Source organism: Myxococcus sp. AB036A (assembly GCF_006547355.1).
GTDB lineage: Bacteria > Myxococcota > Myxococcia > Myxococcales > Myxococcaceae > Myxococcus > Myxococcus virescens.
Window position 1 is genome coordinate 37,568 of record NZ_VHLC01000061.1, and the last position, 13,794, is coordinate 51,361.

General features: G+C 70.0%; 12 protein-coding genes and 1 pseudogene. 6 read left to right on the plus strand and 7 right to left on the minus strand.

The genetic code is table 11. From position 1 onward, the window contains the following. The first annotated feature begins 86 nt into the window (after positions 1-86). Positions 87-1,307, plus strand: a complete 1,221-nt coding sequence (locus tag FL344_RS23595) for a zinc-dependent alcohol dehydrogenase (protein ID WP_141592895.1) — start codon at positions 87-89, stop codon at positions 1,305-1,307. A gap of 20 nt (positions 1,308-1,327) precedes the next feature. On the opposite strand, the gene FL344_RS23600 is transcribed toward FL344_RS23595, so the two are convergent. Together FL344_RS23600 and FL344_RS23605 are read right to left on the minus strand one after the other, a co-directional pair. Next, a complete protein-coding gene (locus tag FL344_RS23600; RefSeq protein WP_194863220.1) occupies positions 1,328-2,353 on the minus strand; it encodes an S-adenosylmethionine:tRNA ribosyltransferase-isomerase in 1,026 nt (341 codons plus the stop codon). Further along, entirely contained in the window at positions 2,350-3,078 is a 729-nt protein-coding gene (locus tag FL344_RS23605) for an SDR family oxidoreductase (protein ID WP_141620079.1), read from the minus strand. The genes FL344_RS23600 and FL344_RS23605 overlap by 4 nt, the downstream gene beginning before the upstream one ends. Positions 3,079-3,163: 85 nt before the next feature. On the opposite strand from FL344_RS23605, the gene FL344_RS23610 reads away from it, so the two are divergent. Together FL344_RS23610 and FL344_RS23615 are read left to right on the plus strand one after the other, a co-directional pair. After that, positions 3,164-3,721: a helix-turn-helix domain-containing protein gene (locus FL344_RS23610; protein WP_141592898.1), complete on the plus strand. Its 558-nt coding sequence runs from the start codon at positions 3,164-3,166 to the stop codon at positions 3,719-3,721. A gap of 41 nt (positions 3,722-3,762) precedes the next feature. Then, a complete protein-coding gene (locus FL344_RS23615; RefSeq protein ID WP_228565302.1) occupies positions 3,763-4,377 on the plus strand; it encodes a DUF4230 domain-containing protein in 615 nt (204 codons plus the stop codon). A 7-nt stretch (positions 4,378-4,384) separates the two neighbouring features. Here FL344_RS23615 and FL344_RS23620 read toward each other — a convergent pair whose 3' ends face one another. Beyond that, on the minus strand, positions 4,385-5,665 hold the full coding sequence (locus FL344_RS23620; protein ID WP_228565303.1) for a tetratricopeptide repeat protein: 1,281 nt from the start codon (positions 5,663-5,665) through the stop codon (positions 4,385-4,387). Positions 5,666-5,695: 30 nt separating this feature from the next. Between FL344_RS23620 and FL344_RS23625 the strand changes: the two genes are divergently transcribed. Both FL344_RS23625 and FL344_RS23630 read left to right on the plus strand, forming a co-directional pair. Further along, positions 5,696-6,367, plus strand: a complete 672-nt coding sequence (locus FL344_RS23625; protein WP_141620082.1) for a TIGR02269 family lipoprotein — start codon at positions 5,696-5,698, stop codon at positions 6,365-6,367. Between the two features lie 6 nt (positions 6,368-6,373). Continuing rightward, positions 6,374-7,099 (plus strand): double-CXXCG motif protein, encoded by a 726-nt coding sequence (locus FL344_RS23630; RefSeq protein ID WP_141620083.1) that lies wholly within the window; start codon positions 6,374-6,376, stop codon positions 7,097-7,099. A gap of 12 nt (positions 7,100-7,111) precedes the next feature. Here the strand turns inward: FL344_RS23630 and FL344_RS23635 are convergent, their stop codons facing one another. The 4 genes from FL344_RS23635 to FL344_RS23650 all read right to left on the minus strand — a co-directional run bounded on the left by FL344_RS23635 (position 7,112) and on the right by FL344_RS23650 (position 13,656). Continuing rightward, positions 7,112-7,354 (minus strand): DUF1059 domain-containing protein, encoded by a 243-nt coding sequence (locus FL344_RS23635; RefSeq protein ID WP_140867475.1) that lies wholly within the window; start codon positions 7,352-7,354, stop codon positions 7,112-7,114. A gap of 106 nt (positions 7,355-7,460) precedes the next feature. Next, entirely contained in the window at positions 7,461-9,059 is a 1,599-nt protein-coding gene (locus FL344_RS23640; RefSeq protein ID WP_141620084.1) for a hypothetical protein, read from the minus strand. A 142-nt stretch (positions 9,060-9,201) separates the two neighbouring features. Then, positions 9,202-11,391 carry a serine protease gene (locus tag FL344_RS23645; RefSeq protein WP_228565304.1) on the minus strand — a complete coding sequence of 730 codons (2,190 nt, stop codon included), beginning with the start codon at positions 11,389-11,391 and terminating at the stop codon, positions 9,202-9,204. A gap of 279 nt (positions 11,392-11,670) precedes the next feature. Beyond that, a complete protein-coding gene (locus tag FL344_RS23650; RefSeq protein ID WP_141620089.1) occupies positions 11,671-13,656 on the minus strand; it encodes a response regulator in 1,986 nt (661 codons plus the stop codon). Positions 13,657-13,680: 24 nt separating this feature from the next. Here FL344_RS23650 and FL344_RS23655 point away from each other — a divergent pair. Then, positions 13,681-13,794 (plus strand): annotated as a pseudogene (locus tag FL344_RS23655) (isocitrate/isopropylmalate family dehydrogenase); the annotation flags it as partial.

The window sequence follows — 13,794 nt, forward strand, 5'->3', positions numbered from 1 at the left end:
GCGATGCCCAGGCTCCAAGTCACGCGGGTCTGCGTCCGCGCAGGCCCTTTTCGTCTTGGGGCCCCGAGGGGGCAGGAGCGCGCGCAATGAAGGCTGTCGTTTTCCATGGGATTGGGGACATCCGGCTCGACGACGTGGAGGAGCCGCGAATCGAGAAGCCGACGGATGCCATCGTCCGCCTAACGGCGAGCGCCATCTGCGGCACGGACCTCCACATGATTCGCGGCACCATGCCGGGCATGAAGCCGGGCACCATCCTGGGCCACGAAGGCGTGGGCGTCATCGAGGCGCTGGGCGATGACGTCCGCAACCTCAACATCGGCGACCGGGTGGTCATCCCGTCCACCATCGCCTGTGGCAACTGCTCGTACTGCCGCGCCGGGTACCACGCGCAGTGCAACGACGCCAACCCCAACGGCCCCAGCGCGGGCACGGCCTTCTTCGGCGGTCCCCAGGAGACGGGGCCCTTCCACGGCATGCAGGCGGAGAAGGTGCGGGTGCCCTTCGCGAACGTGGGCCTGGTGCGCATTCCCGAGGGCGTCAGCGACGAGCAGGCCATCCTCATCTCCGACATCTTCCCCACCGGCTACATGGGCGCGGAGCTGGCGGAAATCAAACCCGGGGACACCGTGGCGGTGTTCGGCTGCGGGCCCGTGGGCCTCTTCGCCATCGTCAGCGCGAAGCTGCTGGGCGCCGGCCGCGTCTTCGCCATCGACTGCCACGAGGACCGGCTGGACCTGGCGCGAGCCCAGGGCGCCGAGGTCATCAACTTCGAGGAGGAAGACCCGCTGGAGACGCTCAAGCGCCTCACCAACGGCATTGGCGTGGACCGCGCCATCGACGCGGTGGGTGTGGACGCCATGCATCCGCACCACGGCCCGGCTGCGAAGAAGGCCCACCAGGAGAAGGCCGAGTTCAAACGCGAGGTGAAGGAAGCCGCCCCGAAGACGAACCCCAAGGGTGACAACTGGGTGCCCGGTGACGCGCCCGCGCAGGCCCTGATGTGGGCCGTGGAGGGACTGGCCAAGGCCGGCACCCTGTCCATCATCGGCGTCTATCCGGCGCAGGTGCGCACGTTCCCCATCGGCATGGCGATGAACAAGAACCTCACGATGAAGATGGGCAACTGCAACCACCGCAAGTACATCCCCAAGCTGCTGGAGCTGGTGCGCACTGGCGTGGTGGACCCCACGGCCATCCTGTCCCATGTGGAGCCCATGGGCAGCGCCATCGACGCGTACCGCAACTTCGACGCGCGCAAGCCCGGCTGGGTGAAGGTGGAGCTGGAGCCCACGCAGCTCCAGTAGGGCCCCGAGCCCCACACCGCTCACGCGTCCAGCAGCAGGCACGAGTCTCCGAACTCGTGCCCCAGGTAGCCGCGCGCCTCCGCGTGCGCGGCCACCTCCTGGAGCAGCGGCAACGGCGCGAAGGCCTGGAGCAACGCATGGTGGTGGCTCCCCGGCTCGTGCACGCCGGTGAGCAGGCCGTGCACCAGCCGTGGGACGAAGCCCGGCCCCAGCAGCAGGTCCGTCACCTCTTCCCCCGCCACCAGCCAGCCGCCGTGCCGCGCCGTGCGGCCCTCCAGGGCCCGCACCACGGTGGTGCCCACCGCCACCACCCGTCCCCCGGAAGCGCGCGTGTGCAGGACGGCCTCCACCGTGGCGGCGGGAATGTCGGAACGCTCGGGCCGAGGCAACGCCGCGTCCAGCGCCGCGTCTCCCGTGGAGGACAGCCCCGCCGCGTGGGTGAGCGAGGCCAGCCGCACGCCCTGCTTGCGCAGCGTCAGCAGCACGCTCCAGGAGAGGGGCAGCCCCGCGGAGGGCGCCTCCACGGACCAGGGCCGCGCGCCATACGCCGTCTGCACATGCCACAGCGACAGCGGCGCCTCCATGTACGCGTACTGCACCGGACGCCCGCTCCGGTAGAGCCCGGACCAGAGCGCCGCCCCCGTCTCATCGAAGGCCACGCGCAGCAACCGGGGAGACGGTGGCAGCACCGCCACCACCCGCGCCTTCAGGCCTCCCACCACGAGCCCCTCGCCCACAGCCAGCACCGGCGGCGGTGGCCGGTCCTCCGTGCGCCGTCGCCAGTCCCCCGCGCCGAAGAGCACCCCTGTCCAGGTGCCGTCCGGCTCGCGTGACAACAGGCGCAGCTCGATTCGCTCTCCGGACTCCGTTCGCCCCACCAGCGACGCGGGCAGCGTGGCGGCGTCGTTCACCACCAGCAGGTCCCCGGCGCGCAGCAGCGACGGGAGGTCCGCCACGCGGGTGTCGCGATAGCGGCGGGCGCGCGGCTCCACATGCAGCAGGCGGCCCTCCTCGGGGCGGTCCGCAGGCCAGCGCGCGGGCTTCATGCAGCCTCCAGCTTCGCCGCCTCCAGGCGGGCGCCCGAGGGCACCGACTCCGACTGCCACGCCACCCACTCCACGAGCCGGGCCGCCACCGCCTCCGGGCGGCTCAACTGCGAGTAGTCCCCATCCGGCACCGCGTCGCGGTACATCCGCGTGTCCATCTCCCCGGGGTCCACCGAGACGAAGCGCACGCCCGTGCCCTCCAGCTCCGCGGCCCAGACGCGCCCCAGGTGCTCCAGCGCGGCCTTGGACACGCCGTATGCGCCCCAGCGGGGATAGGCGGACACCGCCGCATCCGAGGTGATGTGCATGACCAGCCCCTTGCCTCGCACCGCCATGTTCCCGGCCACCGCCTTGGTGAGGCGGAAGGGGCCCACCACGTTGACCTCCAGCACGCGCTGCAGGTCCTCGCAGGCGGTGTCCAGCAGCAGCGGCAGCGGCGTGGGCCCCAGCGTGCTCGCGTTGTGGACCAGCACGTCCAGTGGGCCCACCAGCGCGGTGGCCGCGCCCACCATCGGGTAGATGGCCTCCTTGTCCCCCACGTCGTAGGCCAGCGCGTGCGCCTCCAGCCCCTCCCAGCGCAGCGCCTCCGCAGCGGCCTCCATCTCCGCGGCATGACGCGCCACACCCACCACCCGCGCGCCTCGGCGAGCCAATCCATTCATCAGCGCCAGCCCCAGTCCCCGGCTCGCGCCCGTAATCAGGATGCTTTTGTCGATGCGAATCATTCGTGCGTTCTCCTTGTGACGGGAGATACACGCCGCTCTCCATTCTGTTGGCATATGGTCCAAGGGCTTGGCAGATTGCCAATCCATGAACGACGATGACCTGCCCGGCAGACTGGCCCGCAACATCCGTTCCCTGCGCGAGGCGCGAGGCGCCACACAGGCGCAACTGTCCCGGCTTGCGGGCGTGCCGCGCGCCACCTGGGCCCATCTGGAGTCCGGCGCGGCCAACCCGACACTGTCCGTGCTGCACCGCGTGGCCGCCGCGCTCCAGGTGTCGCTGGAGGAGCTGATTGCGAAGCCCCGCGCCAGTGCCCGGCACTACCCACGCGCCACCCTGCCCGTCCGGACGCGTGGTGGCGGCATTCTGCGCAAGCTGCTGCCGGACCCACTGCCGGGCATGGAGTTCGACCGCGTGGAGCTGCCGCCGCAGGTGCGCATCACCGGCGTTCCGCACACCCCCGGCACTCGGGAGTACCTGGCGTGTGAGTCGGGAGAGCTGGTGCTCGTCGCCAGTGGGGAGCGCTTCCACCTCCAGCCCGGGGACGTGGTCGTCTTCCGGGGGGACCAGAAGCACTCGTACGAGAATCCTGGAGCACGAACGGCCGTGGGTTACTCGGTCGTCCTGCTGGCGCCTTCGATATGAGTTCGCCGGAAGCGCCTGCCCGGGGAGGTACACTGGGGCTCATGGCGCACCTCTCGCGAGTCCTCACCGTCGTCCTGGGCGCCGCGCTCGGCGCGCTGGGAGCCTGGGTGTTGATGAAGCCCGCATCGCCGTCGCTGCCGGACACTCCGTCCGTCGTGCAGCAGATGCGGGATGTGGCGCGGCTGGAGACGTTGGAGGTCGCGCTCTACAAGAAGGTGACCTTCACGCCGGAGCCCCAGGCCACGGATGCGCTCTGGAAGGACGTGCTGAACTGGGCGCGTTACGCGCTCCAGAATCCGCATGGCCGCGCCATCGTCTTCGCGAACGCGCACCTGGGCTTCGACTTCCAGCGCTTCGACCGCTCTCATCTCCAGGTGACGGGCACGCGCGTCTACGTGGTGCTGCCGCCCATGGAGGTCAAGGTGGAGCTGCGTCCCGGCGAGACGGAGGTCATCGACTCCAACCTGGACAGCGAGCAGACGGCGCAGTTGCTGGAGAAGGCCCGCCTCGCCTTCGAGCAGGAGGTCCGCTCGAACGGGAAACTCCAGCGGCGGGCGCGGGAGTCAGCGGAGCGTTCGCTGCGGGCGCTGCTGCTCACGCTGGGCTACCGCGAGGTGCTGTTCGTGGACCACCTGCCCGGGGGCACGGCGGGCTGAAACCACCTCACACCACGAACAGGCCCTCTTCCGTCAGACGGAAGGTGCCCGGGATTCCATCCGGCGAGGGCACGAGTCGCGCCAGCGCCTCACACGCGGCGGCATCCGACTCGCGGCAGACCAGCACCAGCTCCCGCCGTCCGAGGGCCACGCGCAGGGGGCCCTCTCCCGCGAGCAGCGCCAACTCCTTGCGCTGCGAAGGCAGGAGCAGCCGCGCGGCGTCGTGGCCATCCCCCTCCGCGACGGCCCAGAGTCCGGAGAAGGCCCCCGCCAACCGGACTTCCCCCTGGTCGACGAGCACGGGCCGCACCGGAGCCAGACGCGAGGCGAGGTTGCGCCACGCCGCCGCGTCCGCCGACTCCGGCGTGAGTCCTGCGGGGGCCAATGCGGCTTCGGGCAGGTAGCGCACGAACTCCGCGTCCTCCAGCACGTAGAAGACTTCCAGACCCGCGGGACCGGGCCGGTGCAAGGCGCCTACGGCGCGCGCCGCGAAGTCCGCTGGGCGCAGCACCGGACGCAGCCGCGCTTCCAACGCCGCGACCTCCGCGCTCAGGCCGGAGGACAACCCGCCGAGCCGCGCCGCCAGCGCATCCGCGTAGGCAGTGAGCCCCTGCGTGCCCGGGGACTCCTGATAGGCCGCGTACAGCGAGCCCACGTCCACGCGTCCAACACCGCCCGTCGCGAGCTTCACGAGCAGGTCTTTTCCCTGCCGTCGGAACGCCACCCGGGCGCGGCCCAGCGCAGCGGTGAGCGCGGCGGTGAATTCCGGGCGCAGCACCTGCTCCTGAGGAACGGACGGAGGCGGCAGGTCCACGGACTCCAGCTCCTCCTTCAGCAGCCGCGCCTCGGCGTCGAAGGGGTCGCGAGCCAGCGCATCCGCGACATAGGCACGCGCCTTGTCCGCTTCACCGCGCCGCAGTCCCAGCACCGCGAGCACCTTGAGCACCTCCGGGTCTCCTGGCGATTGGGCCAGGACCTCGGTCAGCAGCCGCTCCGCGTCGCCGTGGCGCTCCAGTCCGAGCAGGGCCCGCGCCAGTCCCAGCCGCACAGGCAGGTCGCGTGGGAAGTCCCGCCGCAGGCTCTCCAGCAGGGGCAACGCCTCACGTTCAGCGCCCGCGTTGATGAGGGCGTGCGCCAGGGCCAGGCGCAAGGCGGAGCCGGTGCCACGCTGCGCCTCGGCACGGAGCAGGGCCAGCTCCGCGTCGCTCAGAATCTCACCCGCCTCCACCTTGCGGCGGACGCGCTCCAGGTCCAGGGGGGCACTCACTGGTGGGACTCTAACGACCATCTCGGCGCTGGACGATAGGTTCCCCAAACCATGCGAACACTCCTGTCACTCTGGCTACTGCTGCTCACGGCACCGTGGGCAGGCTGCGCGTCGGCTCCACAGGCGTCCACTCAGCCAGCATGGAACGGCGCCGAGGAGGCGTGCGCCACGCCAGATGAGGACCAGTGCGTCTCGCTCTTGTGCATGGGAGACGCCTGTGGCTTCTACCGGTGTCAGGACCTGGACGGCGCGGTGGAGCTCGCGCGCTTCCCACCGGCTCGCCCGCCCGCGGCGGTCGCGGCTCCCGGCAGAGGCCCCCGGAGGCACTGGGGCGGAGGACAGCACCTGCCTCGGGGCGCCGTCATGGTGTTCCCCAACTGGAATGGCACCCCTGAGCGCTTCTTCTCAGCGCCACCTCGACTCACGCCTGGGCGCTGGGAGAAACACCACATCTTCCCGCAGGCAGAGGACCTCGCCCGCTGGTTCGAACGGCAGGGAGTGAAAATCCACGACTACACGATGCCCATTCCACGCCACGTCCATCAGCGGATTCACCGGGGCGGCGAACGCGGCGGCGAGTGGAACAGGGCCTGGCGTGAGTTCAAAGACGCGAACGAGGGTGCGACCCCAACCGAGATTTTCAGACACGCAGGGGAGCTGATTCACCGCTTTGAGCTCATGGGCGGTCCCATCCAGCCCTACTATTCTCGCCCTGGAGCATGAGGACGAATGACGCGTTTCTTCTGGCTGCGCGAAGACTCGACGGTGCAAGCCCACACCAACGGCAGCCTCAACGCCGCGCACAAATGGGGGCTGCCCGGCCTTGCGGGATGCCCGGGCTGCGGTGAAACCTGGGCCAGTTCAGGACACCAGTATCCCGCCGTTGATTTGTCCGTCCTGCCCGAGCAGAGCGCCTTCTTGAAAGCCAGGCCTGAGCCATTCACCGAGTTCTCACGGCTCCGGGAGCTGGTACGGCCCCTGGCACCGCCAGGTGCCCTGCTTCCCCCGGGGACGACGTTCGGCCCGTTGGTGGGAACCGCCTCCGGGCGGTTCGGTTCCTTCGCATGGCTGGGCAGCAGTCTGCTGCTGATTCGCCACGAAGAACTGGAGCGACTTCGGAAGGAAGGCATCCGCGGGCTGCTCTGCGCGCGAACAGCGCTGCGGTTCCGGCAGAAGGACGCCCCCGAACTCCTGGAGCTTCAGCTCGACCCGCGTGGCCAACTGCACGCGGACTGCATGCCTCCCGACCTGCCCCCTCGGTGCGCCACCTGCGGACGCCTCGGGTTCCGTCGACCCGACGAGCCCATCCTCGACGCGGCCTCGCTCCCAGCGGACGTGGACCTGTTCCGGGTGGGCAACTTCGCCACGATGATTGTCGGCACCGAGCGATTCATGGAAACGGTGCGCCGCCTGGAACTGGATGGAGTCTCGTTCCGCGAGCTGCCCACGCGCTGACAGGCGCGTCCCTCAGTGCCTGCTCGGCTGCTGCGGCTCCTGCATCGACATGGGCCGGCCCATGCTGGCCTCGGGCGCCTCGTCCTCGAGCATGCCGCGAATCATCTCGCGCAGCTCACCGGAGTCCTCGTGGCCGTGCGCGGAGACGGCGTGCGAGATGGCCGCCTGGAATACCTCGTCCTCCTCGCCCGAAATCGTCAGCGTGCAGTGGGTGTCACTGGGCGCCTTCCGGCAGTCCATCGTCTTGCGTGACATGGTGGTGTCTCCTCCTCCCTCAGAGGTGGACACCGTCATCCAGCGCCACAAGGGAGGGACAGGCAGCCAGGGCCCGGCTGCCGTGCCCACCATCACACCTCCCGCCTCAGCGCGCGTTGAGCGTGGCCACGAAGAACACACTCCGCTCGCCGAACAGCCGCGCTGACACCGCATCGAATTGCTGCTGCGCCTCGGGCGTCTCGAAGTACTGGTCGTTCCACGAGCCCATGCCGCCAAATACATCAGACAGCAGGTAGGCGAGCAGTCCACGCAGCTTCTCCTCGGACATCCCCAGCGACTGGAGCAGTCCCAGCGAGCCCAGCCTGTCCTCGAAGACCTGCACCGGCCGCCCGTCGAAGCCCGCGGCCTTCACCGCCTCCAGGTAATCCGGCACCCGCTCCGGTGACAGTTCGTCGTAGCGCGGCGCCTGCCCTTCGAGCGCGAAGAGCGCCAGCTTGAACGCATCCGCGAAGTTCGAGCCCTGCGCGGCCGAGAAGGCAACTGCCTCCCGCAGTGCCTTCGTGAAGCCACGCCGCGCCTCGTCCCAGGACGGCCCCTCGGACACGGGCGCGGGCCCGGCCGCCAGTTCGTGGAACAGGTACATCTGGTACACGTCGGGATTGGGCTGCAGGCGCAGCAACTCCTTGCCCGGAATCCGCCCCGGGTCCTCTTCCCGAGAGAACGCAGGCCGGACACATCCGCGCAAGGACTCGGGGATGACCAACTCCGCGCCATGGGCCCGGGCCGCCTGCTGCAACGCCAGCATCAGGTTGCCGATCAGCATCGACTGGAGCCCATCCGGCGCCATCGTCCGGAGCCGGGCCTCGAAACCCTCCGCCGTCACGGGTGACTCCCCCTCCGCCAGGAACGCGTTCTGGTCCCGGGCGATGCGCGTCCAGGCATCCGCGGCGAAGGGCTGCGCGGCCACCAGGTCAGCGAACTGCTGGGGCGTGGTGGTGTCGGTGAGGAGGAGCTGCTCCTCCGACGGGACGAACTCCGCCTGCTGCTCGGGAGACAGCATCTCGCGAAACAGTGCGTCCGGGTCGCTGGTGTAGAAGCAGGCCCGGAGCGCGTCTGGAATCGTCACGTCCGCGCCGTGACGGCGAAGGGTGACCTGGAGTTCCTCCACCAGCTCCCCGCCGCGCAAGTCGTAGTGCACGAACCCGTCCGGCGAGGCCAGGTAGTCCGGCACCTCCGAGGCCGGCACCGCGGGCCGGTCGTTGAGCTGGTTGTTCTCGGAGATGGACTCCGCCCAGGCCTCGAAGACGCGGTCCGCGTGCGACTGCGCACGGGCGAAGTCCACGAACTGCCGCGCGGTGAGCAGGTGCGGGCGGCTGGAGTGCATTCGCAGGAGGAAGAGCGAGGACGCCCCACCCGAGGTCACCTCCAGCACCACGCCTCCCGAGTTGGCGAACGCGGCGGCGATGTGCGCGGGAAGCGCATCGGATGAGGACGCGCCGAGGTCCACCACGCGAACGGAGCGCCCCCCACCTTCCTTGAACGAGTCGAGCCACGCGGCGAGCGGGAGCTCACGCCCATCCAGGAGCCGCACCCCCAGGGAGTACGCTCTCGGCACCTCGAGCCGCCGCAGCGCCCAGGACTCGCCCAGCTCCTCTTCCAGCGCCTCGAGCCGCTGAGGCCACCGGGCACGGTCCTCCCGCAACAGCGAGGACACCAGCACCAGGCAAAGGTCATCCACCCGCACGCACTGCCTCCGGGAAAGGACGCGGCGGGAACCGCCGCGCCGGAGACCAGACAAAGCACGGCGACGGACGGATGCAAACACGTCACGGCTCCGCCCGCGCCAGGACGGCACGCGAGCGAAGCCGCGTCAGGCGAAGCGACGGCTACTGCTTCGGCTTCGGCTCGCCGTGGGTGTAGATGTCGTAGCCGATGCCGCCCAGGCTCTCACGCTCAGGCGTGTCCTGGTCGAACTGCACGACCTCCAGGTGGTAGGGCTCCGGCGTGGCGTCCGCCGAGCGCTCGAAGAACATCCGCAGTTGGTGCTCCTCGCGGAAGGCCAGCGGCAGCTCGTGGAACACGCCCCCTTCCGGAGACACGACCTCGAACTCGCCCTCGCGCAGCATCTTCATGCCCTCGGCCTTGCCGCCCGCCTCCACCCAGCGCCTGAACAGCTCGTCCGGCAGACGCACGACGACACGGCCGCCATTCCCCGGGAAGGGCCGCTGCCGGTCCATTTCCGGCACCCGCACGGCCAGCCGCAGCGCCCGGATTCCCTCGTGCACGTTGCGCACGATGAAGTGGACCTCCTCGCTGCCAGACTCCAGGTCCACGATGTTCACGTTGCGCCAGATGATGTTGTTGTTCTGACGGACGTTGGCGTCGACGTTCGTCGTCTCGGTGAACGACATGGGGTCGGATGCGGACTCCCAGCGCGCCACCAGGCAGTAGTGGCCCTCGCCGGGCAGGCTGCTCCACGGCGCCTGGACGATGTGCGTATCGGGCGTGAAGCCGTTGACGGCGACGTCACCGAACTGCGTCCAGTCCGTGGGCCAGGCCAGGCCGGTGGAGGCGTTGGCGTAGTACAGCTTGAGGCGCCCCGAGGCGCCCGGACGGGGCCCGCCGTGCAGCTTCACGTAGGCGTAGTTCGTCGCGCCCAGCTCGGGGTTCTGGTGGACGTGCGGGTTGGCGACGCCGTCCGGGTTGCGGCGAATCCAGATGTACGGGCTGGCCCACATGTCCTGACCCGCGGTTGCGGGGTCCGGCTCCAGGCCGGTGTCGGACCAGGTGTCGCGCATCCAGACGTCATACGGGTCCGGGCAGGTGGCGCTGCGCAGCGCGCACTGAGGCAACAGCGAGCCCAGGTGGGAGATGATGGAGGTGATGGGCACGCCACGGTTGGGGCAGTTGGCGCAGTGGTGCAGCGCGACGACGCGGTGGTCGGAGTTGGCGATGACGGGAGAGCCGGACGAGCCACCCTGGGTGTCCGCGTAGTAGCCGATGTCCAGCGGGCCACCCGGCGAGCACGCGGGCCGGTTGAGGGCGAAGATTTCCGCGAAGCCCGAGGCGTCCGACGCGTGCGTGGAGTTGCGGGCGATGTGCTTGCCCCAGGCGGCGGGGTGCTGGGGAATGTAGATGCGCTCATCCACGAACGCGGTGGTGTTGCGCAGCTGGAGGTAGCCGTAGGTGGCCGTGGGGTTGGTGGGCAGCCGCACCAGGGCGTAATCCCGGGGCGCGTCCACGGCGATGAGCGTGGAGCTCGTGGCAACCACCGTGCCCGGACAGCCGAACCAGCTGTTGCAAGCGGAGGTACAGGCGCCGCCCTCGGCCATGAACTCGAAGTCGGTGTTGAGCGCGTCCGAGGTGTTGGCGATGCAGTGCTCGTTGGTCATCACGTGGCCCTGGTTGCCCACGAGCCAGCCCGTGCAGGCCCCGCTGCCGTTGATGAGCAGACGGGCCACCGCGCGCGAGTGCTTGTACTGACGCGGGTCCGATGTCTGGTAGCAGCGCGCGTTGCGCGAGTCGTCCGGACCGCAGAGGGCCTTGTTGTCCAGGTCCTCGCCCAGCGCCGCCAGGTTGGCGAAGCCGCGAGCGAACCGGTCGATGGTGTAGCCGGACTTCGCGTGGCCGCCCGTGCTCCACAGCTCGACGATGGCGACGTCACCGGAGATGTGACCACTCCAGAAGCCGCCCCTCACCGGCGCGTTGCCCTCGCCCTTGCCGAAGCCCTCGTAGCGGTACTCACGCGAGCCGTCCGGCGCGCGGACGATGACGTAGTCCCCCGACGCGAGCGCGAACTGGCTGAAGTGCGGCGCGATGTACGTGGCACCCGGGCTGCTGACGCGGTCCGTCCAGGCCAGCTCGGCCTTGGCGCGAATGCCCTCCGGCCGCGCCTTGGGCTGACGTGACTTGAAGGTGGCGACGACGTCCTCGCCCACCTTCACGCGCCCCTGGGCATCCCGCTGAAGGGGAGGTTGTGACGTACGGCCCTCGCAGACCGCGCTCTCTTCCGCCATGGCACCGCCGCCGGCCAGCATCATTCCGGCCAGCAACAGGCCTCTCAGATTGAATCTCACGCAGCACCTCGTGGGGGGTGGCAACCACCGGGGGTGGACGCCCGAATCAGGACCGCGGGCACCGGCGGGCCCGCGGACTGGAGCAAGCGGCGAGCCACACTCGCGGTTCTATCCACACAAGGAGATTGCGATGGGGAAGCACCCGCTCCCCTCGGACACGGGCCCATCCCGGCGGAACGGGCTTCGCGGTGTGACCCGCACCGCAACACTTTGAGTGAAAAGTGTAACGCCGCGAGCTACCGGCCCGCCTGAGGCACCCCGTCGTCCTGTCCGCTGCGCTCAGGCGGGTGGCGCGGAACCAGTCGAAGAGCCGTTCTCGGAAGCGACGGTGTCGGACTGCCCCAGGAAGTCATCCAGCGCGCCCACGTCGATGGGCTTGCGGAACACGGCGTCCACCAGCGCGAGGTTGGAGCGGTTCTGTCCACGCACGTCCATGCCAGTGACGATGGCCAGCAGCGCCTGAGGGGTCTTCTTGCGCAGCTCGCGCGCCAGCTCCCAGCCGCTCATCTCCGGCATCACCGCGTCCAGCAGCGCGGCGTCGTAGCGGCGCCGGTCCCACATCCCCAGCGCCACCGCGGGGCTGTGGGCCACCTGGACCTCATAGCCTTCCTCGCCCAGCACCTCCGCCATCATCCGCGCGTTGTCGAGGTCGTCATCCACCACCAGCACGCTGCGCGTCTGCTGGAAGCGCCGGGGCCCCGTCGGCCGCATCAGCTCCGCGCGCGACGGCTCCGGACGTGGCGCGGTGGACACGGCGCCTTCATGCACGCGAGGCAGGCGCACCACGAAGGCCGTGCCCGTCCCCGAGGCAGGAACCTCCGCTGTCAGCTCGCCGCCCCAGCGCTCCACCTGTGCCCGCGCCACCGCCAAGAACAGGGACAACTGCGGCGCGCTCGCGTCCCGGCGCAGCGGGTCGAACAGCCGCGCCAGCTCATCGGGCGCGTAGGGCGTGCCCTCGTCCTCGATGCGCAGCGTCAGCCACGAGGCGCCATCCGTGCGAGTGGAGACGTGCAGCCGACCTCCGGCCTCCATCCGGTCGCGCGAGACGAGCAAGAGGTTCACCACCAGCTCGCGGAAGAAGCCCGTATCCGCGCGCACGTTGCCGGGGTCGCCCAGGTCCAGGTCGACGTACACCGGGTGCTCGCGCTGCTCCAGCTCGCCGCGCGCCAGCTCCAGCGCCTCGCGCACCGTCTGGTCCACCGGGACGTCGGTGGGCTGCTCCTGGGTGCGCTGGATGTTGAACTCCTGGAGCCGGGCCACCAGCTCGCCAATCTGCTGCACCGTCTTGTCGAGCGCCTCCAGGTGCTCGGGCTTGAACTCGCGTTGCAGCAGGGTGATTCGCAGCCGCAGCACGTTGAGGAAGTTGTTGAGCGCATGCGCCGCGCCGCTGGCGAGCTGTCCCAGCGCCTGCTGGCGGGTACGCTGGAGCAGGCGGCCCTGAAGCCTGCGCAGCTCCCCGTGCGCGCTCTGGAGCGCCTTCGTCTTGTTCACCGCTTCCGTGCGGTCGGTGAAGGTCTGGATGGCGCCAGCCAGCTCGCCCTCCTCTTCCCAGACGGGCGTGGCGCTCAGCTCCAGCGCCGCGGTGTCGCCGCCGGGGCGCTCCACCACCATCATCACCCCACGCACAGGCCCCTTCTCCTTGAGTGCCCGCAGGAAGGGCATGTCGGCCAGCTTGAAGGGCTCACCCGTGAGGTGGCGCGCGTTCACCTGCGTCAGCACGGGATTGATGGTGTTCGCCGCCCGCCCCCCCACCACCGCGCGCATGGGCACCCCCATGAGGCGGCTCACCGGCGGCGTGGCGAAGGAGACGGTGCCGTCCACCTCCGCCAGCATGATGCCCACGTCCACCTGGTTGAGCACCGACTCCATCACCGCCGCTTCACGAAAGCGCACCTCCTCCGTCTTCAGGATGCGCGCATAGGACGCCTGGGCCGCGGCGTCTGCCTCCCACACCAGCTCCGCCACGAGCTCCGCCACCTGGGGCTCGATGAAGCCACCGTTGCGGCGCGCGTAGACGTGGAGCATCACCTCTTCCAGGGACTTGAACTCACGCGTCAGGTCCTCGGGGTCGAAGTTCTGGGTGTAGCGGAAGGCGCCGTGCGGGCGGACCACCTCCGGCCAGAGCCGGACGACGTCGTCGGGCCGGTCCCTGAGCAGGCGGGCCAGCTCGTCCAGCAACCGGCGCAGCGGGGCGCGCAGGTCCCTGCCGGGGACCTCCACGTCGTATGTCTCCGCGCGCAGGCGCTTGGCCCACAGGCGCGCCAGGCGCTCGCGCTCCTCCTGGAGGAGGTGGAGTCGCTGAAGATCATCACCGAGAAGGCCTCCACGCGGATTGCCCGCTTCGCCTTCGAGTACGCCCGCAAGCACGGCCGCAAGAAGGTCACCGCCGTGCACAAGGCGAAC

Coding starts and splice junctions, on each gene's coding strand:
- FL344_RS23610 (WP_141592898.1), top strand. CDS start 3,164: ATGAACGACGATGACCTGCCCGGCAGACTGGCCCGCAACATCCGTTCC.
- FL344_RS23605 (WP_141620079.1), bottom strand. CDS start 3,078: ATGATTCGCATCGACAAAAGCATCCTGATTACGGGCGCGAGCCGGGGA.
- FL344_RS23620 (WP_228565303.1), bottom strand. CDS start 5,665: ATGGTCGTTAGAGTCCCACCAGTGAGTGCCCCCCTGGACCTGGAGCGC.
- FL344_RS23615 (WP_228565302.1), top strand. CDS start 3,763: ATGGCGCACCTCTCGCGAGTCCTCACCGTCGTCCTGGGCGCCGCGCTC.
- FL344_RS23630 (WP_141620083.1), top strand. CDS start 6,374: ATGACGCGTTTCTTCTGGCTGCGCGAAGACTCGACGGTGCAAGCCCAC.
- FL344_RS23595 (WP_141592895.1), top strand. CDS start 87: ATGAAGGCTGTCGTTTTCCATGGGATTGGGGACATCCGGCTCGACGAC.
- FL344_RS23600 (WP_194863220.1), bottom strand. CDS start 2,353: ATGAAGCCCGCGCGCTGGCCTGCGGACCGCCCCGAGGAGGGCCGCCTG.
- FL344_RS23625 (WP_141620082.1), top strand. CDS start 5,696: ATGCGAACACTCCTGTCACTCTGGCTACTGCTGCTCACGGCACCGTGG.
- FL344_RS23635 (WP_140867475.1), bottom strand. CDS start 7,354: ATGTCACGCAAGACGATGGACTGCCGGAAGGCGCCCAGTGACACCCAC.